Below are 16,483 nucleotides of genomic sequence, written 5' to 3'. Positions count from 1 at the left end.
TCTTTATCAATAGTAATATTTTCACCAGCAATTAATTTATTTTGTTTTTTATCTAATAAATTATTNGATTTAACAACAGTTTTTAAAGAGGGAGGCTTATATAAAGAATTAACTAAACGATTGGTAGAAAAAATGTTGAATTCTGAGATGCAAAATTATTTAGGACACGAAAGAAATCAACGCAGTAATAATGACAATGTTCGTAATGGTACAACATCAAAAAAATTAATAACTCAACAAGGTAAAATTGAAATTGATGTACCAAGAGATCGCAATAGTAATTTTGAACCAGTAATAATCACAAAAAGACAGAGAAGATTTGATGGTTTTGATCAACAAGTTCTTTCACTATATGCAAAAGGTATGACTTTATCAGATATTAGAATGCAGTTGCAAGAGTTATATGATGGCGCAGATATTAGCGAAAGCGTAATTAGTCAAATTACTGATGATGTCATTGATGATGTCAAAGCATGGCAAAATCGTCCATTAGATAGTGTTTATCCAATCATTTATTTTGATTGTATCGTAGTTAAAGTACGTCAGGATAAACGTATTATTAACAAATCAGTTTATATAGCTTTAGGAGTTGATTTAGAAGGTAAAAAAGATGTTTTAGGTTTATGAATTAGTGAAAATGAAGGTGCTAAATTCTGATTAAATAATTTTACAGAAATGAAAAATCGAGGCTTAAATGATATTCTTATTGCTTGTAGTGATAATTTAACAGGCATGTCAGAGGCAATACAATCAGTTTATCCTAAAACTGAACATCAATTATGCATAGTTCATCAAATTAGAAATAGCTTAAAATATGTTTCATACAAACATCGAAAGTCTCTAGTTATCGATTTAAAGCCAATTTATACAGCATGTAGTGAAGAACAAGCAATGCAAGCTTTAGAATCATTTGAAAGTAAATGAAATAAACAATATCCACAAATTGCTAAATCTTGATATAAAAATTGAGAAAATTTAATGGTTTTTATTAGTTATCCAGCAGAAATTAAAAGGGTAATTTATACTACAAATGCTATTGAATCTGTTAATAGCCAATTACGAAAAGTTATTAGAAATAAAAAAGTTTTTCCTAATGATATGGCAGTTTTTAAAATTTTTTACTTAGCAATTGAAAATATCACAAAAAAATGAACATTGCCTATTCAAAATTGAAATACAGCAATTGCTCATTTTATGATAAAATTTGAAGACAGAATTAATCTGAACTAGTACTTTGTAAAACAAAGAAACACAGATTACTAAAAAGCCTCATTGGTTTATATTTAGGATTGCGATGATAAATAGTAATTGCACATTTATCTAATGATAAAGGTTGAATTTTACAACCCATAAATACTGGTGAATTTAATGGAATTAATTGTGCATGTTTAATTGCTTTTTTCTCTGCACTAGTAAATAAATCTGTTGCTTTTTCTTTTAATTTATTAATTTTTTCAAATGCTTGTTTTTCAAATTTTTCAAATTTTTCTTGTAATTTATATATACTTTCTCGTAATTTTTCAAAATATGGAGTATCTTTTCAAAATTTATTTAAACCTTTTTTTAAATAAAATCTAATATCAAAATATTTAAAACTTTGATTTGCTTTTAAAACAAGTTGATGAATAACATTATTTTTAAAATTAAATTTAATAGAATTAGCACGAATTTTTTGTAAATCTAAAATTAAAGTTTTTCCATATCTATTTTCTGTATGTATTGTATGAACTAAATTTAATCAATCATGTTGATTCATTTTTAATACTTCTTTTAAATCAGTATTAAATTTTTTTAAAAAGTTATTTGCTTTTTCAATATCTTTAATTTTAAATTTAGGAGTTAATTGTGGATTTAATTTTATTAATGTATTTTGTAATAATAAGGGGCGTATTTCAAGTCTAGTTATAATTTAATTTTCTTTAAATAAAAGACAAAATAAATTATTAATTGTTGGTATTATTATACCATAGTATTTATAAAATATAAAGTATTTTAGTATTTTATTTTTATTAATATAATTTAAAAATTCCTAACTACTTAGGTTTAGATTTATTAAATTTTATAAATTTAAACAAATATTTTTAATTTATTAATTCTTGCTTGTTTTAATTTTAATAAATTAAAAAATGCTTCTTTTGAATAAATTTTTGCATTATTATTAGATATTGATTTTATTAAATGATAAACATCACTTTCAGCACTACAACCAATATTTCAAATAGCATTTTGATTTTCAATACCTTTTTTATTATTTTTAAAATATTCATATATTTTTTCATCAGCATTATTTTCTTTTAAATAATCTAATAATTTATAATAATTACCATTTAAAAATAATTTATAATAAGCATAATTTAATTTTTTATTATTTTCTTTTGTTCTTTTACCTTTTCCTACAATAAATACTTGTTTTAATTTTTGTAATGGATGTCATTTATCTACAGCATAATCAATTTTTAAATAATTAGCAGTAGATTTAAGATAAGTTGCACCATCACCAGTTAATTTTAAATTTTCATTAGTATAACCAATAAAAATATTATCTAAATTACTTATTATAGATTTACCAAATTCTTTTTTAGTAATTCTTTGACCTTTTCTAGTTGATATAACATAAATATATTTATTTTCTAAAACATGTCTATTATCAGCAGATTTATTTAAATCATAACCAGTACTTATACTTAATGTTCTATGTCTAAATTTTCTTTTTTTATTATTATCAATTAAATTATTATATGATTCATCTGATTGAATATAAATAAAATCAGTTGGTAATATTTTTATTTTTTCTTTTGGTAATTCTTGAACAAATATATTAGTTTTCTTTACTCTTCTACAAATTGTTGATAAAGATATATTTATTTTTAAATTATGTTTAATTATAGGATATGTAATATTATTTAAATCTGCATTTAATATTATTAATTTATTAACTCAATTTGTATAATTTTTATATTTATCAATATCAATATATGTTCTTGTTGGAGTTATAATTTCATTTGTTAATTTATTTTTATATGTGCGTAATGGTAAATAAGAAATACCAAATTCACTTTTTATTAAATGTTTTCTACGTTTTATTACTTTATATTTATTTCTATCATATTTATTTAAAAATCAATCATTATCATATTTTAATATTTTATTATCATAATCTAATAACATTTGTTTTTCATGATTAATTTTATGTTGATAATTATCAAGTTTTTCAGATAGTAAAATCATAATGCTTTTGCCTTTCTAAATACATGACTTTGAGTATAACAATAATTAACTGGTGAGTGTTGGAAAATGATTTAGTTAAAATGATATAATTAGTATATAAATATTGAATATAGGTGATATAATATGCCAGAAAAAGAAAAAAAATATGGTGAAAAATTAAGTATTAATTATAAAACTCAAATTGATAATTATTTAAGAACTAAAAAGGTTATATTAACTCCACAAGGATTAAATAATGCACTTGGAATTGATAGAAAATTTGTTTATGATTGCCGNATTAAAAGAATATGAAAATAAAATTAATAGTTTTGAAGAGCAACAATTATTTTCAAATATTAAAGATACTAAAAAAGTAAATTTAATTAAAAATTTAATGAGTACTGATAATTATAAATCTTTATCTAAACAAGAAGCATTTAATAAAATAAATGAAGATTATAAAGATTTTTTAATTGATAAATCAGAACCTATTAAACAAGAAAATAAACAACAAGATAATTTAATTAATCCTACTGATTTAATTTTAAAATTACATAATAATTCATTAGATCATTTTAAAATTGCTCAAGATTTAAAAAATAAAGCAAAAACAGAAGGAATGACTAATCAAAAAGAATTAGAAGAATTAGTTGAAATTACTAGAAATGAAGCTTTTCAATCTATTAGTAAATAGAAAGAAGTTTTATTATGGGAGCTATAAAAATACCTGAAGCATTTTTTATTAAAGGTAATAATCCAACAGAAAATGCTATTTTAAGTGTACTTGAAGCACAAGTACGTGGTGAATTAACAAGTGAAAAATCAACAATGTTTATGCGTGGAACTTGTAGTGCTTCTCAAATTGGTGAAATGGCTGGTGTTGCTATAGCAATTTATAGAGCAACTGTTCGTGTATTATGAGGTTCAACATGAGATTGAAAGAATGGAACTAAAAGACAAAAAGGTGATGTTTATACAACTAAATTAGAAATTAATAAATATTTAACAATTGATTTTGAAATTCCAGAATTTGATATTGAAAGATTTATGAAATCACCAAAAGATATTGCAGTACAAATTGTTTCAAATTGAACAGCTTCATTTATGAGAAATTTAGGTGAAAACTTAGAATTAATATTTTTAAATGGTATTCAAGATTATGCTATTGCTAAATCATTAGTATTACCATTAGATTTAATTAATATGAATGCAGAACAAGCAAAAGAAGCTTATTATAAAATTTGAGCAAGAAATAATAAATTAATTAAATTAGTAAATTATATTACTGTAGGAACTAATAGAGAAGATTTAATGGGAGCAACTGGAATTGATAGTAATTTAGGTTTATCAAAAGCATTTACTGTTTTAAATTATAGTCAAATTTCAGCAGATACATTAGCATATGGTAGAAGATATACAAGTTTAATTGCTGGTATGGAATTTTGAGAAAGTTTTTATTTAGAACAAGAATTTATTCATGATACTGAAAAAGCCATGCATTTAGAAAAAGATTATAGTTTAAAAAATACACATGGTTTTGTAGTTAATAGATATATGTGAGGTATGCCTATTTCATTTACTAAAATAAGACAAAAATTAGATAATGATACAGATAATATTAAAATTATTGGTAAATGTTTATTTGCATTACCAAGTGCTATTAGACCAAATTTAATGTATTTAATTAGACCAACTATGCCTACAGTTGAAGAAATTAAAGAAGCAAGAGCAAAAGATTTTTTAACTAATCCTAAAAATGAAAATGCAACTTATCAATCAACTTTATATGATGATATTAATAAATTAAATTTAGAAGATGTTATTTATTATAGAAATTTAGGAAAAATTACTATGGCAGGAACAACTCCTACTAATGATGAATTAGAAAATGCAATATTAAATGCTGGTAATGTTGGTTATGAAAAAGGTAAAGCAACATTTAGTGATGTTAAATCCACAAGTGCTACTATGACTGGTAATAATACTGAATATTATGGAGTAGTAAATTTAGAATTTACTAAAAAATAATTATGGAATTTATATATAAATATTTTAATGAAAAATCACATATTATTATTTATTCTGCTAAACCACAAGATTTAACAAGTAGTAATGATATAAGAGCAATTTTATTAGATGAATATCCTAAATTAAGAAATGATTATTTTATAGTAAGTGATGTACATGATAGTTATGCAATATGTGTAGGAGATAATATACATTGTGAAGGTAAAGTAATTATTAAAATAGAAAAACAAACTAATGTAGAAGGAGTTAATAAAAATGCCAATTTCTGAAGATATACAATTAAATAATTATACTTTATTAAAGATAATTCGTTCTTCAATTAGTCCTTTAAGTGCAATGATAGGTACAAGTGCTTATTATGGTCAAGTAATTGCAAATCCAGTATTAGGTTCAATTAATAGTTTATTATTTGGTAAAAAATTAGGTTTAGATATTTGAAATTTAAATCAAAGACCAAATACTAAAACTAAATTAATTAATAGTTCTAAAAAAATATTATTAGGTTTAGGAACAATTGGTTTAGTCAATTATGCTAAATTTACTACTAATTCAATTAATCCAAATCCAAATCCATTTCCAGATGATTTATTTTTAATGAAAAATAATAATAATTTAATGGATTGAGATACTTATATTTCATTAAATGCTTATGGTATTTCAAATCTTATTAATGGAATTACAGAATTAATTCCTAATAGATTTGAAACTATACGTAAAATAGCAAATATGGCAACTGGTGGATGTTTAATATCAAGTGGTGTAGCAATGGGTATTAATAATGATTTTAATAATGCTTATGCAATACCTACTATAATTGCTGGTGCAAGTGAAATTATCCATAATTTACTACCTATGGAAATTACACATCATAATCAAGAAATGCAAGAAACCCCATTTAATAATGAAACTACAAGATTAATTAATGATAATAGATTCACAATTAATAGTGAAACAAATAGTCAATATTATGGTAGTGATAATATGAGCGAAGTTCCATTAAATCATGATAATGCTTCACTAAATTGAGATTATAATCACATGAGTTTATAATGTTACCTTTAATTATTGAATGAATTTATTATGCTTTAGCAAGTAATGATATTAAATTAGCATTAATTAATGCTTTAAAAACTTATTATAAAAATCAATCATTAAAAGCAGTATTTGATAGTGAAAATATTAGTGAAAAAGAAATACATCAACCATATAGTGTTTTTAATCCAAATATACTTAAAAAATTAACAAGTATATTAAAACCAACTGAATTATCTATATTACAAAATGAAATTAATAAATTTAAAAATCCAATAAATAGTTTTAAAAATTCTATTGTGCCAACAGAAATTAGAACTGTTAAAAATTATGTAAATAAGGTAAATAATTTATTTAAAGAAAATGAAGAAGAAATACCAGATAATGCATGAGAAGTATTATCAAGTTCATGATTTAAAAAAGGAAGATTTACAGTTGATAATAAAAATTTAAAAATTGGAACTTTAACAACATTATTTCAAAGTGATAATGATAAAAGACAAATATGATATGGTCCATATACTTATCCAACATTTCCACAAGAAATATGAATATTAATGANTTCCAATTCGCTCCCACCCCAAGAATTACCATTTCTGGTTAGTATATTTTATTAGGTATCACTCCACTTTTTATTTATCCATGCAAGTCCACATGCTAGCTACTATTTTTAACAACTGTGTTGTAGTTCACTTTTTTAGTTCCCTAACACGTGTTGATAATAGTATTAAAGAGGGTTATTAAAAATTTTAAAATTTTACAATTACAAAAAAAGACAAGAATTTTATTCTCGTCTTTTGTCATTTATTTTTAATTCAAGGGTTTAAAAAAGAAAGGAGCTATTTAAGGGAAATGAGTTGTTATCGACATCTTCGACACGCTCCCAAATGTTAGATAGTGTTATTGAAGAATTAAATAAAAATAAAAAAAATATTATTAAATATGATATGTTTGCAGCGATAACAAATGCTATTAATAAGTTTAAAAGTTTGAATATTAATAACAATATTATTGATGCAGCAGTTACTACTGATTTTAGTGAAATAATTGATAATGGTATTATTGTTCCTCATTTCAATGAAGGTGTTAATGAAGAAAATATTAATAATTATTTCTTTTTTGATAGCATTCACCCTAATAAATGAGCACATAATATTATGGCTCAAGAATTAATTAAATTAATAAATGATAATAAGAATTAATTAGAAATATTTATTTATAAGAGTTATAATTTTGTTATAAAGGAAAAAATAAATATGAAAAAAGAATGAGTTAAATTAATTAAAGTAGGCTTTATGCATGGTGTTGAAGAACCTTGATGTAATAACAAAGGTGTTGCAATATTACCATTTATAATTAAAAATGATGGTAGTCGTTATTTTATGCAAACATGTGAGAGTAATCCTTTATTTAATAAAAATAAACTGGGTAAATATAGTTCAATTACGGGTGGATTAGAAAATAATAAGCACTATCAAACAGTAACTAATGAAATGCTTGAAGAAACTGGCATTTTTTTTAACAAAAGATACACCTATTTACTTTTTAGGTACTCATTATGCTTCAAAAATAAACACTAAAGTATGATATTATTATGCAATTGATTTAACTGCACTTAATTTGGATATTAATGATAAATATTATGGTGTTGGTGATGGAACAATAGGAGAAAATAGTTTATATAGTAAATTTATTCCTGAAACAGAATTACGGCTTTCAAACGATTCTTTTTCTCTGACAATTTATGGTAAGTTATTCAATTCTATAAGTCACAATTGTTTTAAAAACATTAATTTTAAAACATTATTATTAAACAATTATTGCTATTCAAAAGCAGAAATATTTAATTCTGCAACTAATAATAATTTGAAGAGAAATATTTTTATTTCGGGTATAGCTAATAATTATGAAGAATTTGGTACTATAAAGAAAAGTAAAAAATTTGTATTTGATTTATCAAATTTCTTATGTAAAGAAAATAAGAAAATAATAAATGCATTTGGAATCAGCGTTGGTGATGAAATAGTAAGTGGTGTTGTTAAGTAAGTATGCTAAAGAAAATAGTATTGTTTTGGATAAAATTCTTGATGTATGACCATTTCCTCAACAATTTAAAAAAAGTTGACCAGAATATCGTAATCAGTTAATAGATAAAGCAGACATTGTACTATTTATTTTTGGTAATAAAATGGATGAAAATAATAATATTGTTTTATCAAAAGGTGTATTAAATGAATTTGAAATTGCTAGAAATAAAAATAAAATAATAATTCCTATAGCTTCAACTGGTTATGCTGCTAAAGAAATATTTATAAAAATAGAAAATGATATAGAAAATTTTAAATATTTAAAAGATTATTTACATGTTCTTAAGAATGAAAAAAATGCTGCAAAGATAGTTAAAACTATTATTCAAATTTTAGATAATATTAACTAGTAATATTTATTTATATTTTATTTCTTGGTGGTAATTGTGGAGGCGTACCACTTCCAATTGAACTTAGTTGTCCTAAATAATTAATAAAATGATAATCTCATTTTTCAGAAACTAAATCACCAGTATTTTTTTCATTTTTTATTTTTATCAATAGTTTCATAAGTATGATTTAAATTTTGATTGATAGATGATGAGATAATATTTTTTAATACTAATTCAAAAGGAATATAGTTGCTATTCATAAAAAGTTAACACCAATTTCTAATATTTTAATTTTTAACAATTTTTAAAAAATTATATCATAATAATTTTATTTGATAATGAAATGTTTAATAATTTTTTATTATATTATTCAATAGTTTTTTTAATGTTTTTAGAAACTTATGTATATTTTTGTTAATAATAAACTTTCTGTTGATATATTATATATAATTATATTATGTTTAAAATTAATCAAAAATTTTAATTATAAAAGGCAGGAAATTAAGTATGGAAAACCTTAGTGTTGGCGAAATAATAACAAAATTTAATTTAACAATTTTATATATTAATCCCAAAATTCCAATTGAAAAAAGAATTATTACTAATATTGGTACTAATCGTGGTGGTTTAGAGTTAACAGGATTTAAAACTAAACAAATCTCACGTAGTCGTCGTATAATTTTATTAAGCAGTAAAGAAAGCGAATATATTTCCTCTTTACCAAAAACAGAATTTAAGAACCATTTTAGTAATATTTTAGAAGATCATATTCCTGCTATTTTTGTAACACCTAATTTTAAATTTAAAAAAGAATTATGTGACTGTGCTAAAGCGATTAATTCAATAGTTCCAATTATTGAAGTATTATTTTTTACTTCTGAATTTGCAGCAACAGTTTCTACGTATATTGTTGAACGTTTATCTGAATCTAAACGTTTACATGGTACTTTAGTAAATATTTTTGGTTATGGTGTCCTAATTACAGGTGAAAGTGGTATTGGTAAATCAGAAACAACATTAGATTTATTACGTAATGGGCACTTATTTGTTGGCGATGATAGTATTGATATTTTAAAAGTCAACAATAAAATTGTAGGAAAAGTTAATCCGATTATTAAAAATTTAATTGAAATTAGAGGAATAGGCATCCTAGATATTACCAAAATGTATGGATATCATGTTATAATGCATGAGAGTCAAGTAAATTTAATTATTAATTTAATTAGAATTGAAAATGATGGTTGAACTAAAGTTGATCGACTTGGTGATCATAATAACTTTGATGTTTTTTTTGAAATTAAAGTGCCTAAAATAATTATTCTTGTTAGTCCAGGAAGAAATTTAGCTGATTTAATTGAAGCGGCAGTTATTAGTTTAAAGTTAAAAGATGAAGGTCAAGACGCTACTGCTAGTTTTCAAAAACAAATAATTAGAAATTTAACAAAAAAGAAATAATTTAATAATTAAATTATCAAAAAGGAAAAAAATATGATTAATGATGATGGATACAATAGTTTAATTACCGATATTCCGGGAACGGGAATTCATATTTATTCAGTATTAATGGCAATAGGTTTTTTAACTGCTGTCATTGCTTCATGAATAAAATTATATCGTCGTAATATTCCAACTAAAACTTTAGAATGAGGAACATTAGTTATTGCATTAGCAGGATTAATAGGAGCAAGAGCATGATATGTTCTTAATAATACTAGCACAATTGAAAATGCACTTGATGTAGTTGCCGTTTGAAGAGGCGGTATGGCAATTGAAGGAGGCGTTACAGTTGGAATGATAGTAGGGTTTTTTATTTTTTATCGTACTTCAAAACAGTTACAAATTTCAATGTGAGTTTTTATTGATTGTATTGTTCCAAATATTTTATTAGGTCAAGCGATTGGTAGATGAGGTAATTTTTTTAATCAAGAATTACTAGGAGCTGATGTTTGTCATCCTTTCAGTTGATTACCAACATGAATAAATAATCATTTACATTATGGTTTTAATAGCGATAATCGAGATCCTGTTGCTGTTTATCGTCAACCTTTATTTTTATATGAGTCATTATTTTCATTATTTGGTTGATTCTTTTTAACGTTTTTTGTACCAAAAACAGGACAAATATTTAGTAAAAAACCATGAAAATTAGATTCTTCGCAATTTATTTCGCCTTTAAAGACTAATCCAATTGTTGGAAAAGATTTTTTAAAACCTTGAACGGTTATTAAAAAAATTCATGGATATCGTAAATTTAAATATGAAAGTTGAAAACAAACATATTTTGATTTTACACCCAATAAGAATAGTGTTAAAAGTGTTGAAAAAATAACTTGAAAAGATGTTAAAAAACATTCAAAAGTTAAATCAAAGATAAAAAAATGATATTTAAAGATTAAATATAATATGCAACCACATTCTAAATCTTTAAATACTATGTATAATCCTAATAATTATCGAGTAACGTATGCAGGAGTATCAGGTAGTTTATACTTTGTCTTTTATGGTATTATTAGAATGATTTTAGAACCACTTCGTGATAATAGAGACATTATGAAAATAGCCAATGTTTCAACTTCAATGATAGTTTCTGGAATGTGAATTATTTTAGGTGTTATTTTAGTAATATTTGCACAAATTATTGCACCATCAAGATTTCGTAAAGGAGAATGATTATATGAAAAATCATACTAATAAAGAAAATAAATATGATTATGATTTAGTAGTTATTGGTGGTGGTCCAGCAGGAATGACAGCTGCTATTTATGCACAAAGAGCAAATCTTAAAACTGTGATTATTGAAAAATATATTGTTGGTGGAAAAATGATTAAAACTTCTGAAATTGAAAATTATCCAGGTTATGATTATATTTTAGGGCCTGAATTATCAGAAAAAATGCAAAAGCAAGTTGAGAAACTACAAGTTGAATTTGTTACTGATGAGGTTATTAAAATTACAGATAGTGAAAATCATAAAATTAAAACAGTTCTTTTAAGTAGTGGTGATGTTCTTATTGCTAGAGGAGTAATTATAGCTACTGGTTCATTAGAACGTAAAATTGGTGTTCCTGGTGAAGAAGAATATGCTAATCGTGGTGTTTCTTATTGTGCTGTTTGTGATGGTGCTTTATTTAAGAATAAAATTATTAGTGTAGTTGGCGGTGGTTATGCTGCTTGTGAAGAATCTTTATATTTAACAAGATTTACTAATAAAGTTAATCTTATTCATCGTCGTGATCAATTTCGTGCTGATGATAAAACCGTTAATAAAGTTAAAAATAATGAAAATATTAATTTAATAACTGATCATGTTGTATTAAAAGTATTAGGTACTGAGGATAAGAAAAAAGTAGGTAAATTAGAAATTCAAAATATTAAAACTAAGGAAATTAGTGAAATTACTACTGATGCCTTATTTCCTTATATTGGTTCTGATCCTGTTACAAAATTTGTTAAAGATTTAGATATTTGTGATAGCAATGGTTATATTATAGTTAATGATAAGTGTCAAACTAAAATTCCAGGATTATATGCAGCTGGTGATGTAATTGCTAAAAATTTAAGACAAATAGTAACTGCTGTTAACGATGGAGCGATTGCAGCACAATATTTAATAAATTTTATTGATAATTTTAATGAATAAAGTGTACAATTGAGGTGATAGTAATGATATCATTTACAACAAGTGTAAAAGATGAAATCTGTCAAAAAAGTTTTAAAAATTGTTGTCAGAAATCTTTGCTATCAGCATATTCGCTTATTAATGGTAAGATTACAAATTCAGATAAAATAAATAATGAGATTATTATTCATAGTTTTCATAACAAAACCACTAGGTTAATATATAAATTTTTAAAAAATCAATATAAAGACGTAAAATTGATAGTTATGGTGGATGTTTTAAATAAATTTGAGCGTCCAAAGGTGTATAATATTCGTATTAATAATAAAATTGATTTTATTATTAATGATTTAATGCTTCAAGATAAATATCTTTTTATTGAGAAAGAAGCTATGCACCAGCATATAATAAAAGAGCATTGTATAAGAGCGTATATCGCAGGAATCTTCCTTGTAGTTGGCAGTATCAATTCTCCTTCAACACCTAACTACCATTTGGAATTACAATTTCATAATGATATGTTGGCTAAAAAAATTAAAAATATTTTATTACAAATTTTTAAATTAAACTTTAAAACAATAAAACGTCGTAATAAAACGGTGCTTTATCTAAAAAAATCTAATGTAATTTCTAACTTTTTAAAAATAATTGATTGTCCACAAGCAGTTTTCGCTTTTGAAGATAAACGCATTTCACGAGAATTATTTAATAATATTAATCGTTTTAATAATATTGATATTTCTAATCAACAAAAAATTTTAAATGCTGGAGACCAGCAAGTTATAATGATTTCTGTTTTAAAGGATAAAAAACTTTTCAAAGCGTTGTCATTAAAAGCTCAAATTATTTCAAATTTAAGATTAAAAAATCCTGAAGCATCACTTTCAGAATTGGGTGAACTTTACTATCAAGAAACTGGTTTTGTCATTACTAAGTCTGGGGTTAATCATTTAATTCGTGAAATTAAGAAAAAGTATCAAGAAACATTGTAAGTTAATAATAAAAAGTATAAGAGGAGGCCATACAATGAAAAAGAAAGAAATTTTAAGCAAAGGTCGTCAAGATTTATTGAATGCTTTTGGAAAACGAATGAAAACTTTACGTAATCAAAAAGGTAGAAAATTTTCACAAGAGAAACTTGGAGAAGCAAGCGGCCTACATCGTAATTATATTTCTGATGCTGAAAGAGGAACAAGAAACGTATCTTTAGTTGCAATCTTAAAAATAATTAATGGGTTGGATTCATCTATTAGTGAGTTTTTTGCTGTAGGGTTTGATAATATTGATACTTCAAATTTATATGACACATTTACTGTTGAATAAAATCAATTTAATACACTTTTAGTAGTACTTATTTATAAAGTACTACTTTTTTATTATTTTATTTTTTATTAAAAATAAATTTGAGAAAAGTATTAGTACTTTTTATAAAATTAATTGATATTCACTAGTAATTTTTTATCTTAATGAAGATTATGAAAATTATTCACCTTATATTAGGAATAATTAATCATTAAAATGTTATAATTTAATTATTGATTATCATTAAGGAGTTATTATGACAATAGAAAATACAGAAGTTGAAATTGAAAATGTTACTACTAATGTTGATAATGCTAAAAAAGAACCTTATCAATTAAGTAGTATTATTTCACCTATATTTGGTCTTAATCATCAAAAAATAACTACGATTCCAATTAATATTAAAAAAGCCGATAGTAGTTCTAGCACTATTGAACAATATGTTGATAAAAAAACTAAAGAAAATATTTTTCGTGAAAAAGAAGTAGCGTATAATAATTCTAGTAATCTTGATAATACTAGAATTGCACAAATTAAAAAAAAATAGAGAACAACAACAAATATATGATAGTTTACCATCGCGCTATCTAGAATTTCGCGATAAAATATTTAAAGAAACTACATCTATTAATTACAATAATGCAAGTAACAATAACGATACAGTTATTACAACTATTGATTTGTTAGTTGATGATATTTTAGATGAAAATAAATAGGAGATGCTATGAATAATATAATAAAATCCAATATTATTGACGAATTAAAATGACGTAATATCTTAAAAGATATTAGTAGCATAGATAAAGTAATTAATGCAGGAAAATTAGGAAAAGGAATATATTGTGGTTTTGATCCAAGTAATGATTCATTACATTTAGGTAATTTACTACAAATTATTTTATTGCATCGTTTTGCTATATTTGGTTTTCAACCAATTGCTGTTATTGGTGGTACAACGGCAATGATTGGTGATCCAAGTGGTAAAAATAAAGAACGTAATTTATTAGATGAAAATGTGTTACAAACTAATGTTAGAAAAATAAAAGAGCAGTTAGTGACATTATTAAGTTATGAAAATATTGATAATTTAACATCATTAGAATTAATTAAAACATGTAATTTATTAAATGATAAAGAATATGAAGCATTAGAGATGATTATTAAAAGTATTAATCCAAATAATCAATATCAACAAACTTTAAGTAGTATTTTAAAAACATTGCCCTTACCTTGAGAAGAATTAGGATTATCAGCATCATTACTAGAAACTTTATATGAAATTTGTAATTTTGATCAAAAGTGAATTACTATGAAAAGTGATTTAAATAATCTTTCCTTTAAACAATTGTTAAATTATTGTGATAGTTATGTAGAAACTTGAATTACATTTTTAAAATTATCATTGGGAACATTAAACAATAAAATTAAGCCAATTAAAATTATTAATAATCAAACATGATTAGGTGCACTAACAATTACAACTTTTTTGCGTGATATTGGTAAGCATTTTAATGTTAATCAAATGTTAGGCAAAGAAATGATTGCTAATCGTTTAAATTCTGGAATTTCTTATACTGAATTTTCTTATATGGTATTACAAGCGTATGATTTTTATCATTTATATGAAAAAGAGCAATGTTATATTCAATCTGGTGGTAGTGATCAATGAGGAAATATTACTTCCGGTTTAGATTTAATTAGAAAACAAAAAGGTGATGAACATCATGCTGCCGGTATTACTATTAATTTATTAACTAAATCTAATGGTGAAAAATTTGGTAAAAGCGAAAAAGGTGCTATATTTTTAAATAGTGAAAAAACTTCACCTTATGAGTTATATCAATTTTTATTTAATCAAGAAGATAAAGATTTGCCTACTTTTTTTAATTCTTTAACTTTATTTAGTGAAGAACAAATAACAAAAATTTTAGTAATTCATAACAGTGATGTTAAGCAACATTATGGACAAAAGATTTTAGCAGCTTTATTAACAGTATTTATTCATAAATTAAATGGATATTTTAGTGCTATTAATATTACTAATGCTTTTTTCCACGACCGGATTCATCAAATGAAATCATCTGAGATTTTACAGGTTTTAAAAGATGTACCACATTTTAATCTTAATCATAATGAACAAATAATTGATTTTTTAGTTAATAATCAAATTTGTAATTCAAAAAGAATAGCAAGAGAACTAATTATGCAAGGTTCAATTGTTGTTAATGGTGAAAAAATTACCAATATAAATTTTCTTATTAGTAAAAAAAATGCAATTAATAATCAAGTAACAGTTATTAAAAAAGGTAAGCGTCATTATTTTATAGTTGTTCATAAATAAGGAAGGGTATTTAAATATGATATTTATTAATGTTTCTCCATTATTATGGGATATTATTATTTTTGCTATTATTATTTTTGGTATTGTTACTGGTTTTTTTATTGGGGGAAGAGCATTAACATTTATTAGCGCTGGTAATTTACTTAGTATTCGTTTAATGTTGACATTTAAATCAATGTTAATAAATTCTTTTAAAAATATGGTATCACCATGGTTTAGTGACCTTAGCGGTAGTTTTGCTTCATTTAAGAATTTATTAACTGATAATATTGGATTTTTGATATATGCTATTGTTTGAATTATTGGTATTAATATTTTATTTTGAATAATCTATATTATTTTATATTTTGTACTTTTTAATAAAAATAAAATTGAACACAAAGCAATAAATGCTACAGCGGGAATTTTAATTAATTTTATTAGAATGAGTATTTTAGGTAGTATCATAATAATTATGATGGGTACTAGTGTTTTCGGTAATAAAATATTAAGTTATGGGGTGGTTAGCCCTAAATACTGGACCACTTTTGGATAG

At 23.6% G+C, this 16,483-nt stretch carries 20 protein-coding genes; 17 read left to right on the top strand and 3 right to left on the bottom strand.

Translation table 4 applies throughout. The features are described from left to right. Positions 1 to 66: 66 nt before the first annotated feature. Positions 67 to 1,230, top strand: a 1,164-nt coding sequence (locus tag SPIRDC1_RS05415) for an IS256 family transposase (RefSeq protein ID WP_233214989.1), incomplete at its 5' end; no start/stop codon positions are given. On the opposite strand, the gene SPIRDC1_RS05410 is transcribed toward SPIRDC1_RS05415, so the two are convergent. Together SPIRDC1_RS05410 and SPIRDC1_RS05405 are read right to left on the bottom strand one after the other, a co-directional pair. Continuing rightward, the gene (locus SPIRDC1_RS05410; protein ID WP_174480900.1) at positions 1,217 to 1,756 is read right to left on the bottom strand and encodes a hypothetical protein; all 540 of its coding nucleotides are present in this window, start codon (positions 1,754 to 1,756) and stop codon (positions 1,217 to 1,219) included. The genes SPIRDC1_RS05415 and SPIRDC1_RS05410 overlap by 14 nt on opposite strands. A gap of 311 nt (positions 1,757 to 2,067) precedes the next feature. Then, complete coding sequence (locus SPIRDC1_RS05405; protein ID WP_174480899.1) at positions 2,068 to 3,228, bottom strand: Mbov_0401 family ICE element transposase-like protein; 1,161 nt, start codon at positions 3,226 to 3,228, stop codon at positions 2,068 to 2,070. A gap of 687 nt (positions 3,229 to 3,915) precedes the next feature. Here SPIRDC1_RS05405 and SPIRDC1_RS05390 point away from each other — a divergent pair. From SPIRDC1_RS05390 to SPIRDC1_RS10295, 7 genes are all read left to right on the top strand, one after another. Beyond that, positions 3,916 to 5,235: a hypothetical protein gene (locus tag SPIRDC1_RS05390; protein ID WP_174480896.1), complete on the top strand. Its 1,320-nt coding sequence runs from the start codon at positions 3,916 to 3,918 to the stop codon at positions 5,233 to 5,235. Positions 5,236 to 5,237: 2 nt separating this feature from the next. After that, positions 5,238 to 5,522 (top strand): hypothetical protein, encoded by a 285-nt coding sequence (locus SPIRDC1_RS05385; protein WP_174480895.1) that lies wholly within the window; start codon positions 5,238 to 5,240, stop codon positions 5,520 to 5,522. Next, entirely contained in the window at positions 5,491 to 6,285 is a 795-nt protein-coding gene (locus SPIRDC1_RS05380; protein ID WP_174480894.1) for a hypothetical protein, read from the top strand. The genes SPIRDC1_RS05385 and SPIRDC1_RS05380 overlap by 32 nt, the downstream gene beginning before the upstream one ends. Positions 6,286 to 7,154: 869 nt before the next feature. After that, positions 7,155 to 7,469 (top strand): SGNH/GDSL hydrolase family protein, encoded by a 315-nt coding sequence (locus SPIRDC1_RS05370; RefSeq protein WP_174480892.1) that lies wholly within the window; start codon positions 7,155 to 7,157, stop codon positions 7,467 to 7,469. Between the two features lie 54 nt (positions 7,470 to 7,523). After that, positions 7,524 to 7,847 (top strand): hypothetical protein, encoded by a 324-nt coding sequence (locus SPIRDC1_RS05365; protein ID WP_174480891.1) that lies wholly within the window; start codon positions 7,524 to 7,526, stop codon positions 7,845 to 7,847. After that, positions 7,756 to 8,313, top strand: a complete 558-nt coding sequence (locus tag SPIRDC1_RS10300) for a hypothetical protein (protein WP_255495921.1) — start codon at positions 7,756 to 7,758, stop codon at positions 8,311 to 8,313. Before SPIRDC1_RS05365 ends, SPIRDC1_RS10300 begins: the two co-directional genes overlap by 92 nt. Next, complete coding sequence (locus tag SPIRDC1_RS10295) at positions 8,303 to 8,704, top strand: hypothetical protein (protein ID WP_174480889.1); 402 nt, start codon at positions 8,303 to 8,305, stop codon at positions 8,702 to 8,704. The genes SPIRDC1_RS10300 and SPIRDC1_RS10295 overlap by 11 nt, the downstream gene beginning before the upstream one ends. 10 nt (positions 8,705 to 8,714) lie before the next feature. On the opposite strand, the gene SPIRDC1_RS05350 is transcribed toward SPIRDC1_RS10295, so the two are convergent. Continuing rightward, a complete protein-coding gene (locus SPIRDC1_RS05350; RefSeq protein WP_174480888.1) occupies positions 8,715 to 8,864 on the bottom strand; it encodes a hypothetical protein in 150 nt (49 codons plus the stop codon). A 329-nt stretch (positions 8,865 to 9,193) separates the two neighbouring features. On the opposite strand from SPIRDC1_RS05350, the gene hprK reads away from it, so the two are divergent. The 9 genes from hprK to SPIRDC1_RS05305 all read left to right on the top strand — a co-directional run bounded on the left by hprK (position 9,194) and on the right by SPIRDC1_RS05305 (position 16,483). Then, positions 9,194 to 10,141 (top strand): HPr(Ser) kinase/phosphatase, encoded by a 948-nt coding sequence (gene hprK, locus SPIRDC1_RS05345; protein WP_174480887.1) that lies wholly within the window; start codon positions 9,194 to 9,196, stop codon positions 10,139 to 10,141. Positions 10,142 to 10,174: 33 nt separating this feature from the next. Then, positions 10,175 to 11,377 carry a prolipoprotein diacylglyceryl transferase gene (locus tag SPIRDC1_RS05340; protein ID WP_174480886.1) on the top strand — a complete coding sequence of 401 codons (1,203 nt, stop codon included), beginning with the start codon at positions 10,175 to 10,177 and terminating at the stop codon, positions 11,375 to 11,377. Beyond that, positions 11,361 to 12,326 (top strand): thioredoxin-disulfide reductase, encoded by a 966-nt coding sequence (trxB, locus tag SPIRDC1_RS05335; protein ID WP_174480885.1) that lies wholly within the window; start codon positions 11,361 to 11,363, stop codon positions 12,324 to 12,326. The genes SPIRDC1_RS05340 and trxB overlap by 17 nt, the downstream gene beginning before the upstream one ends. A gap of 23 nt (positions 12,327 to 12,349) precedes the next feature. Further along, positions 12,350 to 13,297: a DNA-binding protein WhiA gene (gene whiA, locus SPIRDC1_RS05330; RefSeq protein WP_174480884.1), complete on the top strand. Its 948-nt coding sequence runs from the start codon at positions 12,350 to 12,352 to the stop codon at positions 13,295 to 13,297. 34 nt (positions 13,298 to 13,331) lie between these two features. After that, positions 13,332 to 13,628, top strand: coding sequence for a helix-turn-helix domain-containing protein (locus SPIRDC1_RS05325; protein WP_174480883.1), 297 nt, complete (start codon positions 13,332 to 13,334; stop codon positions 13,626 to 13,628). A gap of 235 nt (positions 13,629 to 13,863) precedes the next feature. Continuing rightward, positions 13,864 to 14,154, top strand: a complete 291-nt coding sequence (locus SPIRDC1_RS05320) for a hypothetical protein (protein ID WP_174480882.1) — start codon at positions 13,864 to 13,866, stop codon at positions 14,152 to 14,154. Continuing rightward, the gene (locus SPIRDC1_RS05315) at positions 14,132 to 14,323 is read left to right on the top strand and encodes a hypothetical protein (protein WP_174480881.1); all 192 of its coding nucleotides are present in this window, start codon (positions 14,132 to 14,134) and stop codon (positions 14,321 to 14,323) included. Before SPIRDC1_RS05320 ends, SPIRDC1_RS05315 begins: the two co-directional genes overlap by 23 nt. A gap of 8 nt (positions 14,324 to 14,331) precedes the next feature. Then, complete coding sequence (tyrS, locus tag SPIRDC1_RS05310; protein ID WP_174480880.1) at positions 14,332 to 15,948, top strand: tyrosine--tRNA ligase; 1,617 nt, start codon at positions 14,332 to 14,334, stop codon at positions 15,946 to 15,948. Between the two features lie 16 nt (positions 15,949 to 15,964). After that, entirely contained in the window at positions 15,965 to 16,483 is a 519-nt protein-coding gene (locus tag SPIRDC1_RS05305; RefSeq protein ID WP_174480879.1) for a hypothetical protein, read from the top strand.

Origin of the sequence: Spiroplasma endosymbiont of Danaus chrysippus (genome assembly GCF_902809815.1) — a bacterium.
Lineage (GTDB): Bacteria > Bacillota_I > Bacilli_A > Mycoplasmatales > VBWQ01 > Spiroplasma_E.
Note: the sequence above shows the minus strand (reverse complement) of the source record. Positions and strands in the feature narration are given on the sequence as shown.